The organism is Amphibacillus indicireducens (assembly GCF_039539605.1).
In the GTDB taxonomy this organism is placed as follows: domain Bacteria; phylum Bacillota; class Bacilli; order Bacillales; family Amphibacillaceae; genus Amphibacillus; species Amphibacillus indicireducens.
In genome coordinates this window covers 1-25,760 of record NZ_BAABDL010000026.1, presented here as the reverse complement: position 1 = coordinate 25,760, position 25,760 = coordinate 1, and the positions used below count along the sequence as shown (strand labels likewise).

Here is a 25,760-nt window from a genome sequence, read left to right as displayed (position 1 = left end):
TTCTATTCACAAAAAATATGTTTGCCAATTTGCTTAATTTGTGGACGAGACCAGATCCAACTACTAGTTGCTGTATCCGGGTTAAAATAATAAATCGCCTCACCCGTAGGATCCCACCCATTAATTGCATCAAGAACTGCGCGCCTCGATGTTTCATCAGGAGTTAAATAGATTTGACCGTCTGCAACTGCTGTGAAAGCTAACGGTTCATAAATAATACCAGCGACTGTATCTGGAAAGATTGGGCTTTGTAATCGATTTAAAATGACAGCTGCAACTGCAACTTGTCCTTCATACGGTTCACCTCTTGCTTCACCGTAAACAGCTTGTGCCATCAATTGAATATCGTTTTGTGAAAAACCATTTGGTACGTTTACTGATGTGGGTTCAATTGGTGTTTCTTCTACTGTACTCTGTTCCGTTTGCGTTTGATTGTCTGTTGGCTCTGCTGGTGATTGTTGCTGTTCTGATTGTTGTGAGTCTTGTTTTTGTTGTTCAGTGTCTGCCTCTTGTTGAGATGGTTCTTTTGTAGTTGAATCTTGTCGCTTTTGTTCCTTTCGTGTATCATAATTTACTTGATCTTCCAAGTTCATACCACCATAATGTGTGAAGCTTCGACCGGCTTCAATGTTTTCTCTAACAAAATCTTTATGATACTGAGTGCGCTCTTTCAACATGTTTTTTACTTGATCACCTGCATATCCGTCAACCTTCATACCAAATTCATTTTGAAAGTTTCTTAATGCCCAATACGTACCCCAACCAAATACACCGTCAATTTGACCATGATAAAAACCGATATATTGTAATCTTGCTTGGAGCTCAACGACATCTTCACCAGTTGCACCTTGTTGGATGACTTGTTCACTAAATGCATCTACTGTTTGATTCACGTTCAAGTTTATCCCCATGATAACGACTAATATTAATAAAGAATTAACGATTGTTTTTTTCATTTCTTCGCCTCCTATAGTAACGAGATAATCATTTGATACACATTAGCTTTGATTAAAGTCATTTTTTTATACACAAAATCAGCTGATTTACTCGATATAATTATTGATTTTTAATTGCTGAAGCTTTCTTGTTTCAATTTAGATTGAGATGTCATATAATGATAAGCAGACGTCATTTTTAGCTGGATTGATGTTAAACAATTAATGGAGGTGATTGACATGCGTTTAGAAAGAATCTCATCAAATAAATTTAAAATCTTTTTAACTTTCGATGATTTAGTTGAACGAGGTTTAACTGAAGATCTCATGTTAGAGGATTTACAGTCAATGCAAATGGAGTTTCATGATATGATGCTTGAAGCAAGCGATGAGTTAGATATTGAATTATCAGGTGTTTTAACTGTTCAAATTTATATGATTCAAGCACAAGGCATGTTGATTATCGTCACTCAAGAAGATGAGGATTTTGAAGAGGATTATCTTGAGATGCAGGTCACATTATCTGAGCGAAAATCATTACTTTATGAATTCGATGAGTTTGAAGATATTATCCAACTAGCAAAAGCAATTGAGCGTTTAAATATTGATGCTGGCTCAATTTATCATTATCAAGATGCCTACTATTTGCATTTACCAGATCATCTTCAAGAAGAGCATATTAAAGAAGATTTAATCGCTGTATTATCTGAATATGCAACTGCCACATTACTTTCGCCAGAACAAATCAGTGAATATGGAAAAGTGATTATGGCTAACAATGCATTGCTTCAAATCCGGCAGTATTTTAAATAAAAAACCGTATTGTTGACGTGACCTTGATCTACAAGATCGAGACGTCTACAATACGGTTTATTTTTCCATCATTTAAATCACGGATTAAAGATAAATACATGTTTGATCAAATGTCTCTCTAATTGATCCACTAAGAAAGACTCACCCCAATATTTATAACTTAAAGTAAGAATCATGACAACAAAAAGTAAGATCACGATTAAGCGGATTAAAGCCAAACTAACTCTCCATTTGATCTTCGCTTTCTGATCATCATGAACTTGCCTTCTTGGAGGTAAATTTAAAATATCGATTTCTTCGTAATGATCATCAATAATTGATTCAATTTGCTGGTTATCTTGTTGGTGCGAATTGATCGCTTCCATTTGTTCTCTTAAAAGTTCAGCTTGATCTTTATTGGCTTCATTCATGACCTGTCCCTCCTGATTCAAAAGGTAATAAAATTGACTGTAACTGTGCCTGCCATGACTTTAATTCTCGCCCCCTTTTCCCGTATTCAGGTGACCATTGTTCAAGTGTAAATCCACATTGATCACAGCAATGATACTTCGCTTCTCTAACCGTCGATTGAAATGATTGATATAAAGCTTGTCGGCGACATTCTTTAGTTGTTAACCATTGAAAAAGTTCATCTAATTTACCGAGCTTATAACGACTTCGTTGCTCAACTCTTTTAATCAAATCATGTTTTATTTGTGGAATAATTTTGTGTAATTCAATTCGTCCATCTTGAGTCATTAGATCATTTTCTGCAAAGTAATCTTGAATAAAACGTCTTTGAACCTCATTAATTGGCCAATGATTATGAATGAAAGCTTGATTTAATGAAATAGTCGTTTCACTTTGTTGAATGTGTAGTAAACTGGCAAACAAACTTTCTACCATCTCAGTTGACGGTAATTCAGTTTCAATCAAACGGCGTGGAAGGATGTCATCATTTGGTGCAATTAGACTAATACTCACACTTGACAATTGATCTCGACCTGCTCGACCAATTTCTTGGATCAATGACTCAAGTTGAGTCGGGATGTGATAATGAATCACAAGCCGAATGTTCTGCTTATCGATCCCCATCCCAAACGCACTTGTTGCACAAATAATATCAATTTGATTTTCCATAAATTGCTCTTGAATTAAGAGGCGCTCACTCGTTTCCAATTCTCCATGATAGTAGCTGACACTTAACTGACTAAACTTTTCGCCTAACATTGTAGATACACGTTCAGCTTCTTTTCTACTTGTAAAGTAAATAATCGTTGGAACAGACCATTTCTGAAATAAATTGATTAAATAAGCATCTTTTTCTGAACGGTGATTAAGTTGCTCGACGATTAGACTAATATTATCACGATCAATTGGATAAATATGCTTCGTAAATTTGGTTCTAGAAAAATGATTGATGATATCTTTTTGAACATCAGGTGTTGCCGTTGCAGTTAAAGCTAAAATCGTCGGTTCACCTAAACGTTCAATCGCTTGATTTAATTTTAAGTAATCCGGACGAAATTCATGCCCCCATTGTGAAATACAATGGGCTTCATCAATTACAAATAGTGAAATTGTCAGTCGCTTTAATTTTGTGATCACATATTTATTTTGGAGCATCTCTGGAGACAAATAGATTAATTGGTAAGCATCGAGTTGATTCAGAATCGATTGCCGTTCAACAGTTGTATTAAAACTATTAATCGCCACAGCCTGCTTAAAGCCGCGCTTTTTCAACTGTTTAACCTGATCTTCCATCAAAGATAATAAAGGCGTAACAACAATCACTTTACCATCAATCATCATCGATGGTAACTGATAGCAGATTGATTTACCAGATCCAGTTGGTAACGTTGCAAAAACATGCTTGCCGTTAAGGATATCTTCAATAATTTCTTTTTGACCCGGTCGAAATGTTGGATATCCAAAATATTTATTAAGCTGTTTTTCTAGTTGATTCATAAAAATAACCCCTAAATATTTAATGGCTTGCTTTTGCAATTGCTAAACGAATTTGAAAATAGCTATAACGATCACCAACTTGTTGTTTGATCTGTGATAACCGAAGATCGTTTATCTGTTTAATTTCCTCAAGAATTTCATTCAAATCCTCTGTTTCAATATAGTTTGAAAGATTTAGATTTGGAATCGCGTAAGCCAATTCAACAATATGATCTTCAATCGTACTCCTTTTTAATCGCCGGATCTTGATGATTTGATCAATTGTATAGCCTTGATTTAATAATCGATTTGTTTGCTGAGCTGATTGGGTAATAAATTTCTTAGTTTGCTGCTCTTGTTCGGGAATAAATTGTGCTAAAAATTTAATTTGATTTGTTTCAATATAATCGATTAATTGATGATAACTTGCAGCAAGTATTAAATGAACATCGTGATTAGATAAATTATGCTTCATCGCTAACTGCTGGATTGTTTGACCATAATTACGATAACCGGATAATCGATTGACAAAAATCGTTGCTTGCTTTTCATCAATTGTTGTTAAAAAAGTAGTTAAGTGGTGATAAGTATTGATTAGCCATAATTTTATATCCTGTTGGCTCTGATAATATGATTTAACCCATTGTTGAATCGCCAAATCTTCATTAATCGGCTGAAACTGATTGTTCTCGACAGATAGATTAGCGAAGGTTTGGATCGTTAATGCCAAACGATCACTGAAAACCTTTGCTTTATTAGCCGATTCAATGCCATTAAAGGCATTGATAATCTTTGGTTGTTGACGAGCATTCAAGGTTTGTTCACTTTTAAGTGTTAAACTTGCGACCCCAGCATCATCAATAATCAAATCGTCTTGCTTAATTAAATTTGAAATCGCTTGATCAAACTCTACTCGTTTTAACTTCTGATAAATCGAATAAAATTGCGTCATTTGATAGAAATGAGCATCTTGAATTGTCTGGGTTGATCGTCTACCCGAAATAATATGATAAAGCGAAGCAGTACTCCTTTGTCCTTTTAACTGTTTCAGACCATATAAAAGAAGATAATTAAACATTTGACATCGCTCATTTCACTCATCTTTCTTCTATCATAGCAATCTTAGCAACTGAATGCTATGATTGATTATTTAAATTAACCGTTTTACAATATGTATGAGAGTTCCAAGAAAGTGAGGCTTCTAGACATGGCACATTTTACGTATGTAGATAAAGAAACATGTATTGCTTGTGGATTATGTGGTGCTCTGGCACCTGAAATATATGATTATGATGATGAGGGTATCGCCTATGTCTTACTCGATAATAATATGGGAAAAGCTAAAGTCCCTGATCATTTAGTAGACGATATGAACGATGCACATGAAAGCTGTCCAACAGAATCGATTAAAGTTAAATCAAAAAAAGGTTAATAAAATAACCTGTAATAAGCTATAAAATATTAGCATCATTGCCTAAAAAAGTTAGATAAGATCAAGTGATGTGATCAGCTCTAAGTAAGCGGAACACACGCGCAGTTGAGAGATGCTTTCCTTTCCTCGAAAATAAAGATCAATTTTCTTCGTGCGATGCTTATTCGAGGAAGCTTTCTTTATCCTACGGGCATTGCCAAGCCAAGACCGCTTGTCAAAGTGGAACTCAAGCTCTTGCTTTTTCCCCGTAAGAGTCTACACATCTCTCATCTACTAAATGGTCTCTTTCTTGCGTTACGACTTAAATAAATATAAAATATTCAAGAAACTCATTAAGGTCATAGAATAATATATAGATTTTTAAAATCATCAAAGATATCAGAAATGATTAAACGGCCTTATCTCTATGAAATATCAAGGTAAGGCCACTTAGATCATCCTTATTGTTTTCCTTTGTCTAATTGATAATGGGATATTCAACATTTATATACTTTAGCGTGTTTTCTGCTCATCCATAATTTTCTCACTCTATATAAAAATCATATTTTCGCTACAATTAGCAAAACCAATAATAACTATGAAGTTATACTAGTAGTATCTAATATCACCTTGTACAAGGCGCATAGTGCCACTGCCTGGATTATAAAACCGTAACTTATAACTTTTTCCTCTTGGTAATACAGTAAAGTCAGTATGGATCCAACCTGATACAGCGGGCGATACAGCTTTTCCAACATAATTATCCTGAGAATCATAAATTCGTATCTCATAACTTTTTCTGTCTAAGCTTTCTATATCTGCACTTGATAAATTATAGAAGGCAAATCCATTTCTAACATCTACGTAATTAGAAAAACTAGTTGCTCCGAAATGATAATTCAAACGAGTTTGATATGGAGCTATAGAGATTTCTTCTTTTGACGCCTTATATTCTTGCAATTCTTCATAAGTTTCAAAATATTTGACTTCAAATTCAATTCCTTCTTCTATTTCTTTAGCTAAGATAGATTGTGTTGTCAGAGTAAATCCTAACAATGAAAAGGCAATTATTAATAATATTTTTTTCATTACTATACATCCTTTAAAGATTTTTTAGTGATTAATGGTGATAATAAAAAACACAGACTGTAAAGTAATGATATAGAAGAGAATAAAGTTGTACCTATCGTTAATGTGCTGAACAAGAAAACAGAAACTATCATTAATATCAAGCCTAGTAACATGCTGATCTTATTAACAAATTCATATTTTTTTTGTAGGATTAATAATAGTAGAAACAACCCGTACAAAAAAGTTATCAAAAAAACAATAGGAAAAAACGGGCGGAATTTTACTGCATAGATAAAGAAATCAACATTTGAAATATCTGATGGCAAATTAGGATTAGCGTTAATAAAATGAGTGAATTTTGTCGTATGCACCCAATCAAAACTATCTAAAATTAAATGACTACCCTCATATAACGAAAAAAAGAATGAAGGTATTGAAAAACCAAAGGCTATTACTAATTGTATGAAATTTTTTTTATTCATAGTATTATTTCTTATTTAGTAGTCTACTGCCAATAAACTACCGAATATTAACCTCCTTTCAATATAATGTTACCATTTATTTTTTTACTTGTAAATGGATACACCCCCAAAATATACATTATGTACATTATGTTACAATTCATTCGAAATTACAATACTATTTTTCTTTTACAATTTACCCTTTTTACATAGATTACAATCATTTAGTTGATTAAAGAGTGAGAATGAAGCTATAGTAATTTTGATACTCTAAAAACTATAAAGTTGAGCGTTATTCAACTTTGTGAAACTTATTAATCTCTACAGTATGAAAAGAGAAATATGACTCAGACTCCGAGTAAATTTTTAAAGATAAACTATACACGGATAAAGTATATGATGATCATGCCCGCACTAAAGTGTTCAGTGTATGCGTTGTACTTTTTCATTCGTTAAATAATAGTGGCTAATTATACAACTAAGAATAATGTATAAGAACTTAAAGATATAGTTTGAATTTTCTCTTACTAAAGTTCTTGTATTTGGGGGCGGGAGTGCTCTTCGATTCAACATTTCGATTAGTTTAAATAATTCAGTTATAAAATGGATCTGGATCAAAAGAATCCAGTATCCATCTGTGGACAGCTGGAAAGCCCAAGAAATCCATGTTTTACGCATATAGACTTCTTGGGCTTTTACTTTATACTTGAAGTTTATGATTTTTGAGTAAATTCAGAATAAATAATATTATATCTGAATTATTCATGGTTTGTCGCAAAGTAAGTGATTCTGCTTAAATAAATGCCTTTCGTTTATATGTATGCACTCACTTAAAAAGTGAACGGAATAATGCATGGTCATCTGAAGATACGAAGACTCCAGCGTGAATAGGACAAGTAAATCAGTCTTTATTTCCGAGGATGAGCCGTAGATCCACTTTTGTAGCGATTTTTGTTACAATAGTTAGCTAAGGCCATAGGAGGGCAGGCTAAAACCGTCACGTCGTGAGACTGCGGGTTACTCATCCCACCGAAAACCTTTGTGACGACCTCTCGTATGAATATTTAGGCTTATAATATTATTTACTTTAAAGTCTCTGTGATATTAAAAAAGGTCAAATGAACATACTACATTTTTAAAAACAATGGTACACCTTTGAGATGTTCAAATGACCGCAACATTTTTTATATTTAATAGTTGATTTAAAATTATTTATTTTGTGATTAATCTAATAGAATCGGGTTTACACCGTCTGGTACTGGGATCGGTTCAGTTAAATTGAATTGGCTAACTTCAGTAAGATCAGTCCCTAAATCAAACTCGACCTGTGTAAAACCAAAGCTTTTTGCTGTCATTAAAATGGCTTCAATCATTTCTTTTGTCTCTCGGTTATTGCTAAGCTTAGGATTCGATTCGAAACCAATTATTAATGTCTCTTCATTAGCTGGATCAATCCATTCAAGATTAACTGGAATTGACGCTGTAATATCAAATTCCGGTTGATCATACCGCATTTCTACCAACGCCTCATCGATTGTGAAAAATGAATCTCCTGCAATCGTTTGAGAGATCGGAATTAACAAGCGTTCTTTATCCTCGTATTGATATATTTTAAAAGCTAAATTCTCAACTGGCTCTAATTCCAACGTTTCCATTGTTCCTATTTGCCCCAAATCAATCGAATCTCGTGCTGCTGTTTCCAAATTTAATTCAGTGGCTGGATAGTCTGCAAACATGAAACTAATCATAGTTGGAAATAAGCCTGCTAAAGCTCCCCCTTCAGGAAATTGATAATCATCTGCTACAGCCATCGTAATCTCTTGTCTATCATCACTAAAAATAAACTCAACATCATCAAAGGGAAAATGTTTAACACCAAACTTATCGGCATCGATCATGCTCGAGATTCGATTATAGACATCGTCCGGATAATCAATGTCTGGCGTCGTTGCCGTATCTACTAATGAAATTGGAATAAAATATTGAACTTGTTGGTCTGTAACAGCCATATTGTAAATTGGGAAGTCATGTTCATCATTATAATAAACCAATCGATTGCCAAGAAGTACTTCCTCACTAAATTCCTCTGCTTTATTATGTTGCTCGATTTCTTCTTCTACTTCATCTGATTCAATACTTTCATCTTGATCAAGTGTAGTGACTTCACCACTCGTATCATGCTCTGTTAGTTCACTTGATCTCCCCGCTAAATCCATTGATTGTTCGGTCATTTGGTCTTGATTAAATAGACCACTTTGAATCATGATAAATGCTAAAGCAGCAATCGCAATTGTAGCAATTGAAGGTACAACCCACTTCGATCGATTACGTTTCTTCATAATCTTCACACCCTTCATTTTTTGATCTATTTGTTCAAACAACAGGGCTTTATTTTGTTGGTCTTTAACTTTAGGTAATTGTTTTAACTGTTCGATTAACCGTTCATCTTTTTGATCCATCACTGCATCACACCCTTTCTACTCTTTATCAATCATTTCTTGTAGTTTTTTGATTGCACGATGTTGTGTTGTTTTCACTTTGCTCTCTGACCATTCTAAAATTTGAGCTGTCTCATGGATCGATAAAGATTGAATATACCGAAGGATAAGGACATTTTTCTGATCCAAAGTACAATGATCAAGTAGTTGATAAATTTGCTTTAGTTCATCATTAAGTTCTGCTACTTCTTCCGGTAATGGATCATGATCTTTAATTCGAGCTAAATCTTGATCCTTATTGAAGAAATTAGCTAACTTCTTCTTTTGTCGTTGTTGTTTTCGGAAAAAGTCCATTGTCGTGTGTCGTGCAATTGAAAAAAGCCACGTTTTTTCACTGCTTTCACCACGAAAGGTTTGATAAGATTTTAATACTTTTATATAAACTTCTTGTACAATATCCTCGGCAACATGATGATTCTTAACCATGTAATAAACATATTGATATAAATCAAGATGGTAATGGTCATATAGGTGATCAAATGTGGTCTCCAAAAATAAGACCCCCTGTCTAGTGTATTAGTCGATCGTTCTATTGAAAGGTTACAAAAATTGTTTTATTATTTAATTTACCGTTTGACACTAATAAATATTAACATAAATCAAGTATCATTTTAAGGCGAAAACCTATTTTTAATTCAATGGCAAAGTAAATTTGAATGTCGTACCGACCCCAAGCTTACTTTGCACGATAATCGAACCTTTGTGTGCTTCAATAATTTGTTTGACGATTGCCAACCCTAAACCCGTGCCTTGCTTTGACCGTTCCGTTTTAGCACGTGATTTATCAGCCATATAAAATCTTTCAAAAATAAATGGCAAATCTTCAGTTGGAATGCCCTGGCCTGAATCTGTTAACTCAAATTGAACATCATCGTCTTCACGTGAAATCTGTAAAATTAGTTCACCTTTTTCTAGTGTATGCTTAATCGCATTATCAATTAAATTCGTTAAAACTTGTTCAAGACGATCGTAATCAAATAAAAGCTGATCAACATCATCAGGTATGTTAATTTTTAATGACAGCTTGTTTTTAGCTAGTCGATTGTCAAACTTATGCGCAATCTTATTAACAAAATCGGCTACTGAATGCAGTTCGACGTTTAAATCAAGATGACCAGATTTTAATCGTGTTAAATCAAGCAGCTCATTGACCAAACGCCCCATCCTTTCCGACTCATCATGGATGACTTGAGCGAGTTCTCTTTGATCAGCAACTGTTTCTGTTACCCCATCAATAATTGCTTCACTATAACCTTGCATCAGTGAAATCGGTGTCCGCAATTCATGAGACACATTTGCAATAAATGTTTCTCTCAATTGATCGAGCTGTCTCGCTTCGGTAACATCTCTCATGATTGCTACTGCTCCTTGTAACTTCTCATTTCTATGTAATGGTGTGATCACAATATCCCAGTCACGCCCCTGAATTTTAATTTCAAAGTTTTGTGTTGTCGCTTGATTAATGACAGACTGAAAAAATTGTTCAAAGTCAGTTGGTAATTGATTCGTATTTGAGCTGCCTTTTTCATAATGAAAATGATCAATGAACATTTCTGCTTCCTGGTTAGAAATAATAATTTCACCATCAAGATTCATTGTCATCACGCCATCTTTCATTGATCCAATAATGCTAAAGAGAATTTCTTTTTCCTGTAATAATGTCGTCATTTGATTAGCTAATTGGCGACTCATTCGATTAAAGGACATGGCTAATTGGCCAATTTCATCAGTTGATGCCATTGGCAATTTGATATCATATTGGCCAGCAATGATTTTTCGCGTACTCTTTCGCATTTGTGCTAACGGGATTGAAAGGCGTTTAGAAATGAAAACACCAAATAAACCAATTAACAAACAAAACAGCAAGCTTGAAAAAATTAAAAATCGATTGAAAGAGCTACGCATTACTACAGCCTGATCGTGAGCAAGCTGTTCAATTCTTGCTATTGCCGAGTATTCAAGTTGATCAGGATCACTCACTGACGATCCGATTACTTCATCGGTCATCATCAGTAATTCTTGCTTCATTTCGTCAATTATTTGGTTCTTTTGGATCGAAAAAATCATCAGAGCGAATAATGAATAAATAATAATAAAAAGAACAATAAAGCATACACTATATTTCCCAATTCGATTTCGCCAAAACATTACTCATCATCCACTTCAAACTTGTAACCAATCCCCCAAACAGTTGCAATCATTTGGGAAACCGTTTCATCTACTTGACCAAGCTTTTCTCTTAGGCGTTTAATATGAGTATCAACCGTTCTTAAATCACCAAAAAATTCATATTGCCATACTTCCTTTAATAATGTTTCCCGATCGAAAACACGATCTTGATGACTTGCCAAGAAGTATAATAATTCATATTCTTTCGGCGTTAACGTTATATCTGTCTCATTGACCGTTACCCGATGCGCATTATTATCAATCTTCAATCGCGAAAAAACGAGCACATTACTCGATAATTTATTGCCACCTGGTAGTTGACTTCCTTGTGATCGTTTTAAAAGTGCCTTAACACGTAAAACGACTTCTCTTGGGCTGAATGGTTTAACAACATAATCATCAGCTCCCGCTTCAAAACCTTCAATCCGATCAGATTCCTCACCCTTAGCCGTTAACATCAAAATTGGCATTGATTTCGTTTTCCGAATTTCTTTACATACACTAATTCCATCTAAAGTTGGGAGCATTAAATCTAAAATGACTAAATCATAATTATTTTCTACTGCAAGTGCAACGCCGTCTTCACCATTGCTAGCCTCAACGGTTTCAAACCCATCACGTTCTAGATACATTTTTAACAATCTTCTAATTCGTTCCTCATCTTCAATGATTAAAATTGTTTGTTCGTCATGCATCATCGTTACCCCTCTCAATACAATCCATTTTCCCACAACAACATAATTGTCGATCAATCTACATATTTCGCAACAAGGTGCTAAAACGATTCATTGTTAATCAATGAATCATTAATCATTTTAGTTTTCTGAACGGTTTTGCGTCGCTTCTTGTTTTAATTTATGAACTTCTTCTTTCGTTAGTTCTCGGTAATCGCCTGCCTGTAGCCCCGTTAAATCTAAGAAGCTATATCTTTCCCTTTTTAGCTTAACAATTGGGAAATCAATTTCTTCAAACATTCGCCGGACTTGTCGGTTTTTTCCTTCATTTAACGTCACTTCAACAACAGCAGTATTCTTTTGTTTTGTTGCTGATAAAATCCGAACACTTTTTGCTTTTAAAACTTCACCTTTCGATTGAATACCTTTTCTCAAAAGTGTCAATGCTGATTTTGATGGAATACCTTTAACTTTTGCAACATACACTTTATCAATTTCATGACGTGGATGCATGAGTAGCTGAGCAAATTCACCATCGTTCGTTAATAAAATTAAACCTGACGTATTGTAGTCAAGTCGACCAATCGGATACACACGTTTATCTAAATCTGGAACAAGTTCGGTAACGACTTTCCGACCTTTATCATCTTTGACACTCGAAATATACGTTCTTGGCTTGTAAACAAGATAATAAACATGTGATTCTTTCTCAATCGGGACTGAATCGACTTCGATTTGATCATTTCGATTGACCTTTGTTCCTAAAGTTTTCACTACTTTTCCATTAACTTTGACTCTACCTTCAACAATCAATTGTTCTGCTTTTCGTCTGGAAGTAATTCCGCTATGGGCAATCACTTTTTGTAATCGTTCGTTATTCAATGACATTTAATTCACCAATTCCTACTATAGTTTAAGTACTTATTATTTATTTTGACAGATAAACCTCTACAACACAACTACTCTCTGTTAAAGATTCATCTTAACCAAATAAAAACGTAATAATTGTAATTGCAGTTATTATACCAATAAGGTCAGTAAGTAGTCCAACTTTTAAGGCATCGCCCATTTTTTTAATCCCAACTGAACCAAAATAAACGGTGATCACATACAAGGTTGTGTCCGAACTCCCTTGCATTGTCGAAGCTAAACGACCAATAAAGGAATCGGGTCCAAACGATCTCAACAAATCAGAAGTGACCGCTAAAGCTGCCGTACCGGAAATTGGTTTCGTTAACGCCAACGGGACGATTTCACTCGGCACATGAATCGCCGTTAATAATGGGTCAATTAATTCAATTAAATAATCTAAAACTCCTGAACTTCGAAAAATGGAAATGGAGACAAGCATGCCTAATAAATGTGGTAACAGAGAAATGGCCATTGATACCCCCTCTTTACCACCTTCAACAAACAAGTCATATGTCGGTAATCGTTTGTACGTACCAATAGACAAAACGATTAAAACAAACAACGGAATCGCAATTAAACTAATCAGTGAAATAAGCTCAATCATTTTTTTGCCTCATTTTTTTAAGATAAAAGATCCGATCGATGATGATTGCAACTATAGTAGTAATCGTTGAAACGATGATCGTTCCAGCAACCGTTTCAGTAGGAGCTATTGAGCCGTATTGAATCCGAAGTGCGATCACTGTCGTCGGAATCAAAGTTAAACCAGCCGTATTAATTACTAAAAATGTCACCATCGAACGAGAAGCATGTTCAGAATTTTCGAGTTGCTTCATTTCCTTCATCGCTTTCAAACCAAGTGGTGTGGCGGCATTTCCTAACCCAAAGATGTTGGCAATAAAATTAGAAGTAATATACGCCATCACCGGATGATCTTTAGGTAAATCGGGAAATAATTTAGATACTACAGGTTTAAAAAAACGACTTAACGCCGACAGAATATTTGCTTTCTCAGCGATCTTCATAATCCCTAACCAAAAAATTAAAATGCTCGTTAAGCCAATTACCAGTTGAATTGCTTCGTTTGCACTTGAAAAAATTGCTTCATTGACAGCACTAATTGTACCGTTAAAGAGCGCAAAAACAATCCCGATTATTGCTAATCCTGCCCAAATAAAATGTACCATTTATAATCCCACCATTTTTTTTAAATAATAGAAAACTGACTCGAAAAATGTTGGTTGATCGAGATCATTCATTTCTGCATGAGTCACTAAATCTAGTTGTTTAGCTTGTTCAAAACCCCATTCATAGAGTCGCATATGGTCAAACCAATCATTCGGATCATTAATTGTCACAGCAATTAATTGTGTTTCGTCTTTTTCGGCAACTGACACGAGCGTTCTGCCAGCAGCTTTGGTATAACCTGTCTTTCCGCCAATCGTGTACTGATAGTAATTTGTTAGTAATTTATTTTTATTATGCCAATGATACGTTCGTGATTCAGATAAATACGTTTTCGTTTGATTAATTTCAGCAAAAATAGCATTCTCCATGGCATAGCGCATTAATCGAGCAATATCTTTTGACGTTGAGTAATGGTCTTCAGCATCAAGCCCATGAGGATTAGCAAAACTGGATTGCTCTAGCCCAAGCCATGTTGCTTTTTCGTTCATTAAGTAAACAAACCCTTCAACACTTCCACCTATATGCTCTGCGATCGCAATTGCCGCATCGTTTCCTGACCTGAGCATGAGCCCGTACAGTAAGTCTTCTAATGACATCCATTCATTCTCAATCAAATAGATTGATGAACCTTCCGCTAAAACGGCTTCTTGGCTGATCTTGACTTTGTCTTTCAAGTTGCCATGCTCAATCGCAATAATCGCTGTCATCACTTTAGTGATACTTGCAATCAACTGTGGGTTGTCCGCATTTTTTTCATAAAGAATGATCCCACTTTCTTGATCAATTAAGATTGCTTGTTCTGCTGAAACCATTGGCTTAGCCTCAACTGGTTTTACGTTAATAATAGAAGCAAAAATGATCAAAATAGCTAGTCCTACTTGATTATAAATTTGTTTTTTCATAAGACACCTTCTTTATTCAAGCAAAATGTTGTTCACTTAAAGCTATGCAAATTAATAACCTGATATGATTTAATTATCGTTATTGCAATATCATTGGCAGTGTTACTTTTCCAAATATATGATAAAATTTAATCCTATTATTATTGGAGAGGATATAATGAAATTAAAAATTTTCATCACGTTCACTTTTTTAATACTGTTTTCCAGTCTCTTAATTGGTTGTCAAGAAAACAAGCAAACTATTAACGAAAATGATCATAACTACTTAATTTATCTAACTGAAAATATTTACGGAGAGTACACGATTGCCAACTCATTTAATGGTCGCTTTAATCTTGAAGAAAAAGAAGATTATCAATACGTACTAGCGATTGATTACTCTGATGATACTGAAGAAACTTTTGAAGAAGAACTGATGAGAATTCATGAAAAGCTCTTTGCTGAAGCAAAACAACGAATTGAACAAAATTAACTTTCCATCCAATCTACCAAACTAAATTTAAAAAGTGATTCAAACCTTTAATTGGTTGAATCACTTTTCTATTATTCATCTGTTAATTTATCAAAATACAAACTTGCTTCTTCACTTACGTCGTCTTCATCAATTTGCTCATTTAACGGCGGCAATTCATCAATTGAACGCAGACCGAAATACGTTAAAAAGTCTAACGTTGTACCGAACATCATTGGACGGCCAATCGTGTTTTTTCGCCCGACCTCTTCAATCAAGCCACGTGAAAGAATCGTTTGAATTGGACGATCACTTTTCACACCTCTAATCTCCTCAACTTCTGCACGAGTAATTGGTTGATTATAAGCGACGATCGCTAATGTTTCTAAACTTGCTTGAGTTAATTTTGATGTATGAGCGTTTGTTCGTAATTTTCGAAAATAGTCGCTATGTTCCGGTTTTGAGGCTAAATAGTAATGCTTTTCTGATTCAAGCATTTGCATCCCTCGAGAAGCATTTTCATAGTCATATTTTAATTCATTTAATATATGTTCAATCGTATCTTCATCTAATTCAGTAATGACTGCCATTTGCTTAGCTGTTAATCCATCGGAACCTGAGACAAATAATAAACCTTCTACAACCGCTTTATATTGACTTAAATCCAATCTTGATTACCTCCATTTATGTAAAATCAATTGATCAAATGTCCGCTCTTGCTCACAATAGATTAGTTTCTGTTTCATTAACTCAAGCATCGCCATAAATGTAACAATGATATGCGATTTTGAGTAGTAAGGAAATAACGTTTCAAAAGGAACGCCGTTATCACTTAGCTCAACAATTTCTAAAACCTCTTCCATTCGCTGTTGGATCGGTATCTCAATTTTTTCAATCGTCGTTGTCATTGGTTGGCTCCATTTTTTACGATTAAAAACAGCTTGCATTGCCTCTAACATATCGTAAATTGAGGCAGTATTTTCTTTAATTGGTGGTTTAATTTTTTCGGTTTCTTTAATCATTTCAGGAGATCTTGTAAAACTTTCTTTTTCTTCCCCTTCAATTTCTTTTAATTGCTCAGCTGCATCCTTATATTTTCGATATTCGATTAATCGAGCGACAAGCTCCGCTCTAGGATCATCTTCTTCATAATCGTCTTCATCCGTTATTTCTTGATTTGGTAAAAGCATTTCGCTTTTAATCGCAAGTAAAGTAGCGGCCATAACTAAAAACTCACTTGCCACATTTAAATCAAGCTTTTGCATCGTTTCAATGTATTCTAGATATTGAGTTGTGATTAACGCAACAGGAATATCATAAATATCAATTTCGTATTGTTTGATTAAATGGAGTAATAAATCCAGTGGTCCTTCAAAACCATCAATTTTAACTTGATAAGATTCAATCATAAGGCGCGCCCCTTCACAAAGTATCACTAAACTATTGATTATTATAACACATTATCATTTAGCATTACTTTAAAAACAAGGCAATTAAATGAATTTTACCTTTTGCTTTCTAATGATTTATTAGCGTTTTTATTCAATCTAAATAATTATCAAATTCATTAAAATAAAAAAGAGAGTCATTTCTCCGGGTTTCGGAAAAATAACTCTTAGCATAATCACGTTGTCTAGGATTGATTAATTACACTTACTTAAAAATGATTGCGTCAGTTCATTCGCAACGACATCAAGTTTACCGTGATAAATCTCGCGAACTTCTTGGATCATTTTTTGTCCAATCCCTTGCTCTCGATGTGATGGATTAACAGAAATATGCTGTACAACGACTTGACCATTTGCTTCATTCACTACTACACCAATGGCACCTAATACATCATCATTTTCTCTCCATAAATAAAGTTGCCAGTTCTCATTTTCTTCGTATGCTTTCATCGTAACTGTTAATTTCTTGACATCTTTCTCGTCAGGCATAAAAGATAATAGACCCATTGCAATCTTTTCCATCGACTTTTTATATCGGATTAACATAATTACCCCTTTACTAGATCATCAAAGTATGACCTCTAAAATATACTATTTATTCACTAACATCATATTCATTAGTCATAAATTTGTTAAACTTCTGCTACTACTACTGACTCCATAACATCGCCTTGCTTAATTCGTAAAACGACATCCATGCCTTCAGTTACCTGACCAAATACCGTATGAACACCATCTAGATGTGGTTGTGGTTCATGAACAAGGAAGAATTGGCTCCCACCTGTATCTCTACCTGCATGTGCCATTGATAATGAACCAGCTACGTGCTTATGTGGGTTTCCTTCAGTTTCACATTTGATTGAATAGCCTGGACCACCAGCTCCCGTACCAGTTGGATCGCCACCTTGTGCTACGAAACCTGGAATCACTCGGTGGAAAGTAACGCCATCATAAAACTTTTCATTCGCTAGTTTTTCAAAATTTGCTACTGTGCCTGGTGCAGCTTCCTCATATAATTCTATCATAATTTTTTCACCATTTTCAAAAGTGATTGTTGCTTGTTTTGTCATTTTAATTCCTCCATTGTTCATATGATAAGTCGTAGCGAGAGACGTCTTGATATGTTTCTCTTTCAACGACTAATTTGTCTTTGCCATCCTCAACAAATACTACTGCTGGCTTAGCGAAGCGGTTATAGTGGCTTGCCATTGAGTAACCATAAGCTCCTGTGCTAAACACTGCTAGTATATCACCAGCAACTACTTCTGGCAATCTTAAATCCCAGATTAGCATATCACCAGATTCACAACATTTCCCTGCAATCGAACCTTCGTAAGTTTTTGGCGCAGTCACTTTATTGGCGATTACAGCCTCGTATTTCGCGTCATATAAGGCTGGACGAATATTATCTGTCATCCCACCATCAACGGAAATATAGTTACGTACATTTGGGATTTCTTTCTTTGATCCAACTTCATAAAGCGTGATTCCCGCATTTCCGACAATTGCACGACCTGGTTCAATCCATATCTCTGGGAACTCCATTTGATAGGCATTAGCTTGTGCCTTAATTTCTTCTACAAGAGCAGTTACATAGTCTTCAAGTGGTAGTGGTTGATCTTCATCTGTATAACGAATTCCGAATCCTCCGCCAACATTTAAAACAGCTGGATCAAACTGATCATTTATTTTCCAGTCATTCATAAGCTTGAATAACCGTTTGACCGCTAAAACAAAACCTTCAGTTTCAAAAATTTGCGAACCGATATGACAATGTAGTCCTTTAAGTTGGATCTGATCTGATTTTAATAAACGTTTAAAAGCTTCTTCAGCTTGTCCACTATTTATATCAAAACCAAATTTCGAGTCTTCATTACCCGTCAGTATGTAATCATGGGTATGTGCTTCAATACCTGGTGTGACACGAATCAATACATCCATCTTTTGATTCGATTCATTCAATAATTGATCAAGCAGTTCAATTTCATGAAAATTATCAATCACAATACAGCCGATTTTATTTTCAATTGCCATTTTCAATTCTGCATGGCTTTTATTATTTCCGTGTAAATGAATTTTTCCAACTGGAAAATCTGCTTTCAGTGCCGTATAAAGCTCACCTTGTGAGACGACATCTAAACTTAATCCTTCTTGTTTAGCAACTTGTAGCATCGCCACGGATGAAAAAGCTTTACTCGCATAAGCAACTTGTGCTTTTACACCTAACTTCTCAAACTGATTGACAAATGAACGTGCATTTGCCCGAATTCGATTGACATCATAAACATATAAAGGAGTACCATATTTCTTTGCTAAATCAATTGTATCTATGCCCCCAAAAATAAGGTGGTCTTTTTCATTAGTCTTAATTTGTTCGTTCACCTTATGCCCCCCTAATTTAGCTCAACACCAACCTAATTTACATTATCTCGTCTTGATCAAGTAGCAACTAATAATGTAAAAATAAACATCCCTTTAGAGAGATATTGATAATATACCTAATAAAGGGATGTTATTTTAGTTTAGCTTGTGTGCTAATTTCTCATCTACATCTGACAAGTGATTTTGAAGTAAATGTCTTAGTAAACGGTTCTTTTTAATAAAATTAATTTACCACATGTCTTAGTTGGAATCAACTTTAAGGGCATATTTAGTCAACTTTTTGTTTCACCTGTGTGATACTTGGGCGTGTTTCTTTCGCTGGTACACTATAACGAATCAAAATTTGTCTTAATGCGCGAAAGTTGAATGGAATAAACGGCCATAAATATGGTGTATTAAAAGATTTAACACTTGCCAATGCTAAAATGTAAAATGTTGATGTCGCAACAAAACCTGGCAGACTAAAAGCAAAGGTTGCCAAAACGATCATGATTCTAGCAAGTTTGTTAGCAATACTTAATTCATAACTTGGTGTCGCATAAGATCCTACTGCTGCAACCGATACGTACAGAATAACTTCTCCTGTAAACAGTCCCGCTTCAATCGCAATGTCACCAATTAACACAGCTGCAATTAACCCCATTGCTGTTGATAATGGTGTTGGTGTATGAATTGCCGCCATTCGCAACAGCTCAACACCTACATCTGCAAGGATAATTTGTAAAAACAAAGGTACGTTTCCTGTATTCTCATTTGGACCAATAAATTCTAACGCTTCTGGTAATAACCCCTGCTCAATCGAAAGCAAATACCAAAATGGTAAAATAAATATCGAGGTAATGATCCCGAGAAATCGAATCCACCTAACAAAGGTACCTGATGCTGGTGTTTGTCGGTACTCTTCTGCATGTTGAACATGATGAAATAGGGTTGTCGGTGTAATAATCATACTTGGCGACGTATCAACCATAATAATAACGTGACCTTCAAATAAATGAACGGATGCAACATCGGGACGTTCTGTATAACGAACGATTGGAAATGGGTTAAAACCTTGCTTAACAATATACTCTTCTAATGCTTTATCTGCCATCGACAAACCATCTGTCTTAATCGCTTTTAATTCCTTTTTAATAATTTGAATTAACTCTGGATCAGCAATATCTTTAATATAAGAAATACAGACATCCGTTTTTGAACGATCACCTACTTGAATGATTTCATTTCGTAATCTCGGATCACGAATTCTCCTCCTCGTGAGAGCAGTATTTTCAATGATATTTTCCGTATAACCATCTCTAGAGCCCCGAACGACACGTTCAGTATCAGGTTCTTCTGGACTCCGACCTGGATATGAACGCACATCAACAACCATTATTTGATCATAACCATCAATAAAAATGATCGCTAAACCCGACAGCATCCGAGTGATCGCTTCCTGAATATCTTCTATTTCTTCAAATTGCTGATGAACAATTCTATTTCGAACAATTTTTACAACATCATTTGTTTCTTGTTCATGATCATTAATATTGACTAATGCCTTTAATAATTCAACAATAATTTCCGTATCACATAACCCATTAACAAAATAGAGCTGAATTTTTCGACCTAAAATGATGATTTCACGGAAATCTGCATCAAATGACACGCCAACACCTACATGATCTCGCATATATTTCTCGACATGCTTAATCTGGCCAATTTTTAATGACGTTTTTCTCTGTTTAAAAATATCATCACATCCTTTAGACTAAACTAATGATTAGTATCGGATAGTCTGACATTAATATACGAGCTTTACAGAAAAATTAAGGATAAGTCATTTGGTTTTTCATCTCCATTAATATTTTCTTTTCTAAACGGGAAACTTGAACTTGCGAGATACCAATTCGTTTGGCAACTTCTGCTTGAGTCTGATCTTGATAGTAACGTAAATAGACGATTAACTGCTCTCTAGGTTCTAGACTTTTGATCGTCTCTGAGATCATTAAAGCGTCAAACCAATTGGCTTCATCTTCAGCTAATTGATCGAGAAGTGTAATCGGATCTCCCTCATTCTCATACACTGTTTCATGAATTGAATGCGGTTGTTTAATTGCATCTTCTGCATGAACAACTTCTTCTGGTGAAATATCGAGTGCACAGGCAATTTCAGATAGCGTTGGGGACCTACCAAATGATTTTGTCAACGATTCCTTTTCACGTCGAATTTTATTACCCAACTCTTTTAGTGACCGACTGACTTTAATCGTTCCATCGTCTCGAATAAAACGTTGAATTTCACCAATAATCATTGGAACAGCATAGGTAGAAAACTTCACTTGATAACTCAAATCAAATTTATCGATTGATTTGATTAATCCAATACAACCAATTTGAAATAAGTCTTCCTGATCATAGCCACGATTGAGAAATCTTTGGACAACTGACCACACTAAACGTACATTGCGCTCAACTAAAATATCTTTTGCTGATTGATCGCCTCGTTGACTCTGTTCAATATAATACTTCACTTCCTGATCTGATAATCTTTTTTGTTTTTTAACTTCATTTAAAGACATTTTCATCACACCCTATTGTTGAATTGAGCGAGATTTTTGAAAAGTTTTTTCTAAAATGACTTTCGTTCCGTTTCCTAATGATGACTCGACAATGACATGATCCATAAAGTTTTCCATAATCGTAAAACCCATCCCTGACCGTTCCAATTCAGGTTTTGACGTATACAATGGCTGAATGGCTTCATCTACGTTATTCATTCCGATTCCGAAGTCTTCAATAATAATTTTGATCTGATGATCATTCAATTCACAACTCAGATAAATATCAAAATCATTCGCTTGTTCATAACCATGAATAATTGCGTTTGTGACAGCTTCTGATACGACTGTTTTCACTTCTGCAATCTCTTCAAGTGTCGGATCGACTGGCGCTAAAAAAGAGGCGACAACAACACGAGCAAACGCTTCATTTTCACTCGTACTTTTAAAAGACAGTTGCATATGATTATTCATTACGCTACCCCCAAATACTGCAATGCTTCCTCTTCTCCTTGAGCAAGCCGCATAATTTTAAATAAGCCAGACATTTCAAATAGTCGCTTGACAATCGGCGAAATTGAGCAAATCACCATTTCACCATTGACATGTTTAATTTGTTTGTAACGTCCTAAAATAACACCGAGACCTGAGCTGTCCATAAAAGTCAATTGCTCTAAATTAAGAATAATGTGACGAATTTGATTTTTATCCATTTCATATTGCCACATTCTTCTTAATTCATAAGCCTCATGGTGATCGAGTTCTCCTTTTAAGCGAACGAGTAAAACATCATTTTGAATTAAAAACTTTTTTTCTAACATTTTAATTCCTCCCTTGTCCTTCGATAGCTTGTTTAAAATTAAAGCTTGTCTAGCTAAATTCTTGGTCGAATAACCAAATTCCTTCTCATCGACAAAACTAGAAAAAACTAGTGTTTAGCCGACATTTTTCGCTCGCTGATACAGATCAGTTTCCGATTTTAACGAGCCTGCGAATTGAATCGACTGTGAGTTGCCATATGTTTGCTCGATCGACAGCTTGTTTAGCTACTAAATCAACCTCTTCAATCATTTGATTATCCAAATAGATTTCTAATGTTCCAACAAGGTCACTTTTTTCAATTGGTGCAACAAGTTGTTGATCAACAACTATTTTTGTCTCTATTTGGCTCGTATCAACACCTTTTCTTGTTAAAATTGAAGCATTTTCACGTGGTACTACGGCGATCTGATTCACTTTCCCCTTCGTGATTTCAAGCTCTGTCACTGTTTGATCCGTTGTATATAGTGATTGAAGCTGGAATTGGGCATAACCATAATCCAACAAACTTGAAATTGTCGCATTTCTTTCTTTAGGTGTTTCTGCTCCCATCACAACAGCAATTAAACGCATATCATCCTTCGATGCAGTTGCTGTTAAACAATATTTAGCTTCCTGAGTGAAGCCAGTCTTTAAGCCATCAACACCTGGATAAAATTTTACGAGTCGATTTGTATTAACTAGCCAAAATTCGTCTTCAGTATCTTTTCTTAAATAATCTTCATAGATTGATGTATAGTCAGTAATAAATTGATATCTTAATAGAGCTCTTGCAATCATCGCCATATCATAAGCAGATGAGTAGTGATTTTCTGCTGGTAAGCCCGTTGTATTTTGAAATTGCGTCTCTTCTAATCCCAAATCTGCTAGTCTTTGATTCATCGCTTGAATAAAAGCCTGTTCGCTACCGTATACATATTCCGCTAGAGCAACACTCGCATCATTTGCTGAAGCTATGGCGATAGCCTTTAATAAATCATCTACAGTCATCTCTTCATTTGGTTCCAAGAAAATTTGCGATCCACCCATCGAGGCCGCATTTTCACTAATGACAACTGTATCGTTTAATCCAATCCGTCCTTCTTCAATTGCTTCAGCAATAAGTAGCATCGTCATCATTTTTGTCATGCTTGCAGGGGGGAGCGATTGATTGCTATTATTCTCATACAAAACTTCACCTGTATCTTGTTCAATTAAAATAACACTTTTCCCTTTTAGCTCTAAATCAGGTTGTCTTTCTTCGGCTGATAGATTGATTGGTCGGATTAAGAACATCATCATGCAGAAGAACAATATTATTCGTTTCATCATTCAAGCCTCCTAAATATTAATAGTTCCATTTTTGCCAAGTTTGAGCTTTTTTATAACAAAAAAACATCAAGAACTTAAGTTCTTGATGTTTTATCAGGCACGTGGGTGGTGTTGGCCATAGATATCTTTTAATCTTTTTCTTGAAATGTGTGTGTATATTTGTGTTGTTGAAATATCTGCATGACCAAGCATTTCCTGAACAGCACGTAGGTCTGCACCGTTTTCTAACAAATGTGTTGCAAATGAATGTCTGAGCATGTGCGGTGTAATGTTCTTTTTAATTTGTTTGTCTCGAGCAATCGACTTTAAGATTTTCCAAAAGCCTTGTCTCGTTAAAGGGCGTCCATGTTGATTGACAAACAATGCATCCGTTGCTTGGCCTTTAACTAAAAATTCACGAGCAGTATCAAGATAGTACTCAATCGCATCTTTAGCTAAATCTCCTAATGGTACAATTCTTTCTTTGCCTCCCTTGCCAAAGCACCGAATAAAGCCCATCATCAAATGTAGGTCACTCATTGTTAAGTCGATTAATTCAGATACTCTCAGTCCTGTTGCGTAGAGCGTTTCAACCATCGCTTTATTCCTCGTCGATAGTGGATCAACCGTTTCAATCGATAAAAGTTGATCGACCTCTTCCGCCGATAAAACCTTTGGTAGAGTTCTCGTCTTTTTAGGTGACTCAATATGAATCGTCGGGTCTTTTGAAACAATTCGATCCATCACTAAGAATTGATGAAATTTCCTTAACGTCGAAATTGTTCGCGCAATCGTTGTTGATTTCGCCCCTTGATCATTCATGTGATATAAAAAATGAGTAATAACTGTATGATCGACTACTTGCCAACTGTTTATTTGTACGACATCATGCAAATAATTAAGATACTTAGTCAAATCGCGCCGATATGCTTCAAGTGTATTGTCTGCAAGACCACGCTCAATTTGAATGTAATGAATAAAATCTTCTATCGCAAACTTCATCCTTTCACCCCTCTATTTAGTTTCGTATTTACAAATTTTTCACTCTTTTTACTCTGTTTATCTACTTTAAAGGTTGTTATTACAACAAATAATACAAAAAGACACCTCTCCCTCCCCTTTTTTGATAAAATGAAGTCGTCGAAAACCCATTAAAAGGAGAGAAAAGAGATGCCTAATCTACTTCAAATTATCATGTATTTAATTGAAAAAATCAAGTGGCAAGCACAATTAATAAATAAATTAAGTGATTATATTAATTGGCTTGAGGACGACACTGGTCGTCCGAGTAAAGGAACAGATATTACCAAGCTTGATTATAAGAAAATGACACTCGATGATCCGCCTAATGTTGTAGAAATTGAGCGCCTTAATTACAAGGAACTCTTAAAAGAAGCTGAAGATGTTAGCAAACCTATTAAAAAAGTACGCCGACATAACTCATCTACTGCCGTGCCCGAGTCTGTTCGTTGTCCCAAGTGTGGAGCCCCACATGACTATCTCTACAAAAACAATGGGAATAAAGGGCAATACTTGTGCAAAGTATGTGATGCCCGATTTCATGAAAAGAATCGTTTTTCTAAAGACATTCAATTGTTCTGTCCACATTGCGAAAAACATCTGGATAAAATTAAAGAGCGGACTGAATTTGATATCTATAAATGTCGAAACAATCTCTGCCCTTACTACCAGCAAGAGCTAACTAACTTAACTGATAAGCAAAAAGAGCTTTTTGAAACATCTCCTTATTATTTTAAGTTACGCCTAGATTATTCACAGCCCGACCATAAGCCACTAAGAAACTGCGTTAAATCAATTAAAAATACACAATCGATCTTTCACTAATTAAGTGAAAAGGAGCCCGATC

General features: G+C 35.1%; 29 protein-coding genes. 4 read left to right on the top strand and 25 right to left on the bottom strand.

Annotation, left to right across the window (positions count from 1 at the left end):
• Window positions 1–2 precede the first annotated feature (2 nt).
• Window positions 3–911 (bottom strand): spore cortex-lytic enzyme, encoded by a 909-nt coding sequence (sleB, locus tag ABD814_RS02820; RefSeq protein WP_425549047.1) that lies wholly within the window; start codon window positions 909–911, stop codon window positions 3–5.
• 264 nt (window positions 912–1,175) lie between these two features.
• On the opposite strand from sleB, the gene ABD814_RS02815 reads away from it, so the two are divergent.
• Window positions 1,176–1,748 (top strand): adaptor protein MecA, encoded by a 573-nt coding sequence (locus ABD814_RS02815; RefSeq protein WP_344910125.1) that lies wholly within the window; start codon window positions 1,176–1,178, stop codon window positions 1,746–1,748.
• Between the two features lie 77 nt (window positions 1,749–1,825).
• Here the strand turns inward: ABD814_RS02815 and ABD814_RS02810 are convergent, their stop codons facing one another.
• Genes ABD814_RS02810 through ABD814_RS02800 form a run of 3 tightly spaced genes read right to left on the bottom strand, consistent with a single transcriptional unit; the run spans window position 1,826 to window position 4,752 of the window.
• On the bottom strand, window positions 1,826–2,158 hold the full coding sequence (locus ABD814_RS02810) for a hypothetical protein (protein ID WP_344910123.1): 333 nt from the start codon (window positions 2,156–2,158) through the stop codon (window positions 1,826–1,828).
• On the bottom strand, window positions 2,151–3,695 hold the full coding sequence (locus ABD814_RS02805) for a RecQ family ATP-dependent DNA helicase (RefSeq protein ID WP_344910121.1): 1,545 nt from the start codon (window positions 3,693–3,695) through the stop codon (window positions 2,151–2,153). Before ABD814_RS02805 ends, ABD814_RS02810 begins: the two co-directional genes overlap by 8 nt.
• A gap of 19 nt (window positions 3,696–3,714) precedes the next feature.
• The gene (locus ABD814_RS02800; protein WP_344910119.1) at window positions 3,715–4,752 is read right to left on the bottom strand and encodes a YpbB family protein; all 1,038 of its coding nucleotides are present in this window, start codon (window positions 4,750–4,752) and stop codon (window positions 3,715–3,717) included.
• 129 nt (window positions 4,753–4,881) lie between these two features.
• Between ABD814_RS02800 and ABD814_RS02795 the strand changes: the two genes are divergently transcribed.
• Window positions 4,882–5,106, top strand: coding sequence for a ferredoxin (locus tag ABD814_RS02795; RefSeq protein ID WP_344910117.1), 225 nt, complete (start codon window positions 4,882–4,884; stop codon window positions 5,104–5,106).
• 588 nt (window positions 5,107–5,694) lie between these two features.
• Here ABD814_RS02795 and ABD814_RS02790 read toward each other — a convergent pair.
• The 10 genes from ABD814_RS02790 to ABD814_RS02750 form a co-directional block, all read right to left on the bottom strand.
• Complete coding sequence (locus tag ABD814_RS02790; protein ID WP_344910115.1) at window positions 5,695–6,174, bottom strand: hypothetical protein; 480 nt, start codon at window positions 6,172–6,174, stop codon at window positions 5,695–5,697.
• 2 nt (window positions 6,175–6,176) lie between these two features.
• A complete protein-coding gene (locus ABD814_RS13300; protein WP_425549046.1) occupies window positions 6,177–6,638 on the bottom strand; it encodes a DUF4306 domain-containing protein in 462 nt (153 codons plus the stop codon).
• 1,202 nt (window positions 6,639–7,840) lie between these two features.
• The gene (locus tag ABD814_RS02785; RefSeq protein ID WP_344910113.1) at window positions 7,841–9,076 is read right to left on the bottom strand and encodes a hypothetical protein; all 1,236 of its coding nucleotides are present in this window, start codon (window positions 9,074–9,076) and stop codon (window positions 7,841–7,843) included.
• 18 nt (window positions 9,077–9,094) lie between these two features.
• Complete coding sequence (locus ABD814_RS02780; protein ID WP_344910112.1) at window positions 9,095–9,607, bottom strand: sigma-70 family RNA polymerase sigma factor; 513 nt, start codon at window positions 9,605–9,607, stop codon at window positions 9,095–9,097.
• 138 nt (window positions 9,608–9,745) lie between these two features.
• The gene (locus ABD814_RS02775) at window positions 9,746–11,263 is read right to left on the bottom strand and encodes a sensor histidine kinase (RefSeq protein ID WP_344910110.1); all 1,518 of its coding nucleotides are present in this window, start codon (window positions 11,261–11,263) and stop codon (window positions 9,746–9,748) included.
• Window positions 11,263–11,979, bottom strand: a complete 717-nt coding sequence (locus ABD814_RS02770) for a response regulator transcription factor (protein ID WP_344910108.1) — start codon at window positions 11,977–11,979, stop codon at window positions 11,263–11,265. Before ABD814_RS02770 ends, ABD814_RS02775 begins: the two co-directional genes overlap by 1 nt.
• A 120-nt stretch (window positions 11,980–12,099) precedes the next feature.
• Window positions 12,100–12,846 (bottom strand): pseudouridine synthase, encoded by a 747-nt coding sequence (locus tag ABD814_RS02765; RefSeq protein ID WP_344910106.1) that lies wholly within the window; start codon window positions 12,844–12,846, stop codon window positions 12,100–12,102.
• Window positions 12,847–12,940: 94 nt separating this feature from the next.
• Entirely contained in the window at window positions 12,941–13,471 is a 531-nt protein-coding gene (locus ABD814_RS02760; RefSeq protein WP_344910151.1) for a spore maturation protein, read from the bottom strand.
• Entirely contained in the window at window positions 13,467–14,057 is a 591-nt protein-coding gene (locus tag ABD814_RS02755) for a nucleoside recognition domain-containing protein (protein ID WP_344910104.1), read from the bottom strand. The genes ABD814_RS02760 and ABD814_RS02755 overlap by 5 nt, the downstream gene beginning before the upstream one ends.
• On the bottom strand, window positions 14,058–14,960 hold the full coding sequence (locus ABD814_RS02750; protein ID WP_344910102.1) for a D-alanyl-D-alanine carboxypeptidase family protein: 903 nt from the start codon (window positions 14,958–14,960) through the stop codon (window positions 14,058–14,060). It abuts the gene before it with no gap.
• A gap of 157 nt (window positions 14,961–15,117) precedes the next feature.
• Between ABD814_RS02750 and ABD814_RS02745 the strand changes: the two genes are divergently transcribed.
• Window positions 15,118–15,432 carry a hypothetical protein gene (locus ABD814_RS02745; protein WP_344910100.1) on the top strand — a complete coding sequence of 105 codons (315 nt, stop codon included), beginning with the start codon at window positions 15,118–15,120 and terminating at the stop codon, window positions 15,430–15,432.
• A gap of 71 nt (window positions 15,433–15,503) precedes the next feature.
• On the opposite strand, the gene scpB is transcribed toward ABD814_RS02745, so the two are convergent.
• From scpB to xerD, 11 genes are all read right to left on the bottom strand, one after another.
• On the bottom strand, window positions 15,504–16,079 hold the full coding sequence (gene scpB / locus ABD814_RS02740; protein ID WP_344910098.1) for an SMC-Scp complex subunit ScpB: 576 nt from the start codon (window positions 16,077–16,079) through the stop codon (window positions 15,504–15,506).
• Window positions 16,080–16,085: 6 nt separating this feature from the next.
• Window positions 16,086–16,820 carry a segregation/condensation protein A gene (locus ABD814_RS02735; protein ID WP_344910096.1) on the bottom strand — a complete coding sequence of 245 codons (735 nt, stop codon included), beginning with the start codon at window positions 16,818–16,820 and terminating at the stop codon, window positions 16,086–16,088.
• Between the two features lie 234 nt (window positions 16,821–17,054).
• Window positions 17,055–17,405: a GNAT family N-acetyltransferase gene (locus ABD814_RS02730; protein WP_344910094.1), complete on the bottom strand. Its 351-nt coding sequence runs from the start codon at window positions 17,403–17,405 to the stop codon at window positions 17,055–17,057.
• Window positions 17,406–17,491: 86 nt separating this feature from the next.
• On the bottom strand, window positions 17,492–17,929 hold the full coding sequence (locus tag ABD814_RS02725; protein WP_344910092.1) for a peptidylprolyl isomerase: 438 nt from the start codon (window positions 17,927–17,929) through the stop codon (window positions 17,492–17,494).
• Between the two features lies 1 nt (window position 17,930).
• Window positions 17,931–19,241, bottom strand: a complete 1,311-nt coding sequence (lysA, locus tag ABD814_RS02720) for a diaminopimelate decarboxylase (RefSeq protein WP_344910090.1) — start codon at window positions 19,239–19,241, stop codon at window positions 17,931–17,933.
• Window positions 19,242–19,509: 268 nt separating this feature from the next.
• Window positions 19,510–20,916 carry a spore germination protein gene (locus ABD814_RS02715; protein WP_344910088.1) on the bottom strand — a complete coding sequence of 469 codons (1,407 nt, stop codon included), beginning with the start codon at window positions 20,914–20,916 and terminating at the stop codon, window positions 19,510–19,512.
• Window positions 20,917–21,052: 136 nt separating this feature from the next.
• Window positions 21,053–21,805 carry an RNA polymerase sporulation sigma factor SigF gene (gene sigF, locus ABD814_RS02710; protein WP_344910086.1) on the bottom strand — a complete coding sequence of 251 codons (753 nt, stop codon included), beginning with the start codon at window positions 21,803–21,805 and terminating at the stop codon, window positions 21,053–21,055.
• 12 nt (window positions 21,806–21,817) lie between these two features.
• Window positions 21,818–22,258, bottom strand: a complete 441-nt coding sequence (spoIIAB, locus tag ABD814_RS02705; protein WP_344910084.1) for an anti-sigma F factor — start codon at window positions 22,256–22,258, stop codon at window positions 21,818–21,820.
• Window positions 22,258–22,605 (bottom strand): anti-sigma F factor antagonist, encoded by a 348-nt coding sequence (spoIIAA, locus tag ABD814_RS02700; RefSeq protein ID WP_344910082.1) that lies wholly within the window; start codon window positions 22,603–22,605, stop codon window positions 22,258–22,260. Before spoIIAA ends, spoIIAB begins: the two co-directional genes overlap by 1 nt.
• A 145-nt stretch (window positions 22,606–22,750) precedes the next feature.
• On the bottom strand, window positions 22,751–23,911 hold the full coding sequence (locus ABD814_RS02695; RefSeq protein ID WP_344910080.1) for a D-alanyl-D-alanine carboxypeptidase family protein: 1,161 nt from the start codon (window positions 23,909–23,911) through the stop codon (window positions 22,751–22,753).
• 96 nt (window positions 23,912–24,007) lie between these two features.
• Window positions 24,008–24,895, bottom strand: a complete 888-nt coding sequence (gene xerD / locus ABD814_RS02690; RefSeq protein ID WP_344910078.1) for a site-specific tyrosine recombinase XerD — start codon at window positions 24,893–24,895, stop codon at window positions 24,008–24,010.
• A gap of 168 nt (window positions 24,896–25,063) precedes the next feature.
• Here xerD and ABD814_RS02685 point away from each other — a divergent pair, with 168 nt between their 5' ends.
• Entirely contained in the window at window positions 25,064–25,738 is a 675-nt protein-coding gene (locus tag ABD814_RS02685) for a hypothetical protein (protein ID WP_344910076.1), read from the top strand.
• Window positions 25,739–25,760 lie beyond the last annotated feature (22 nt).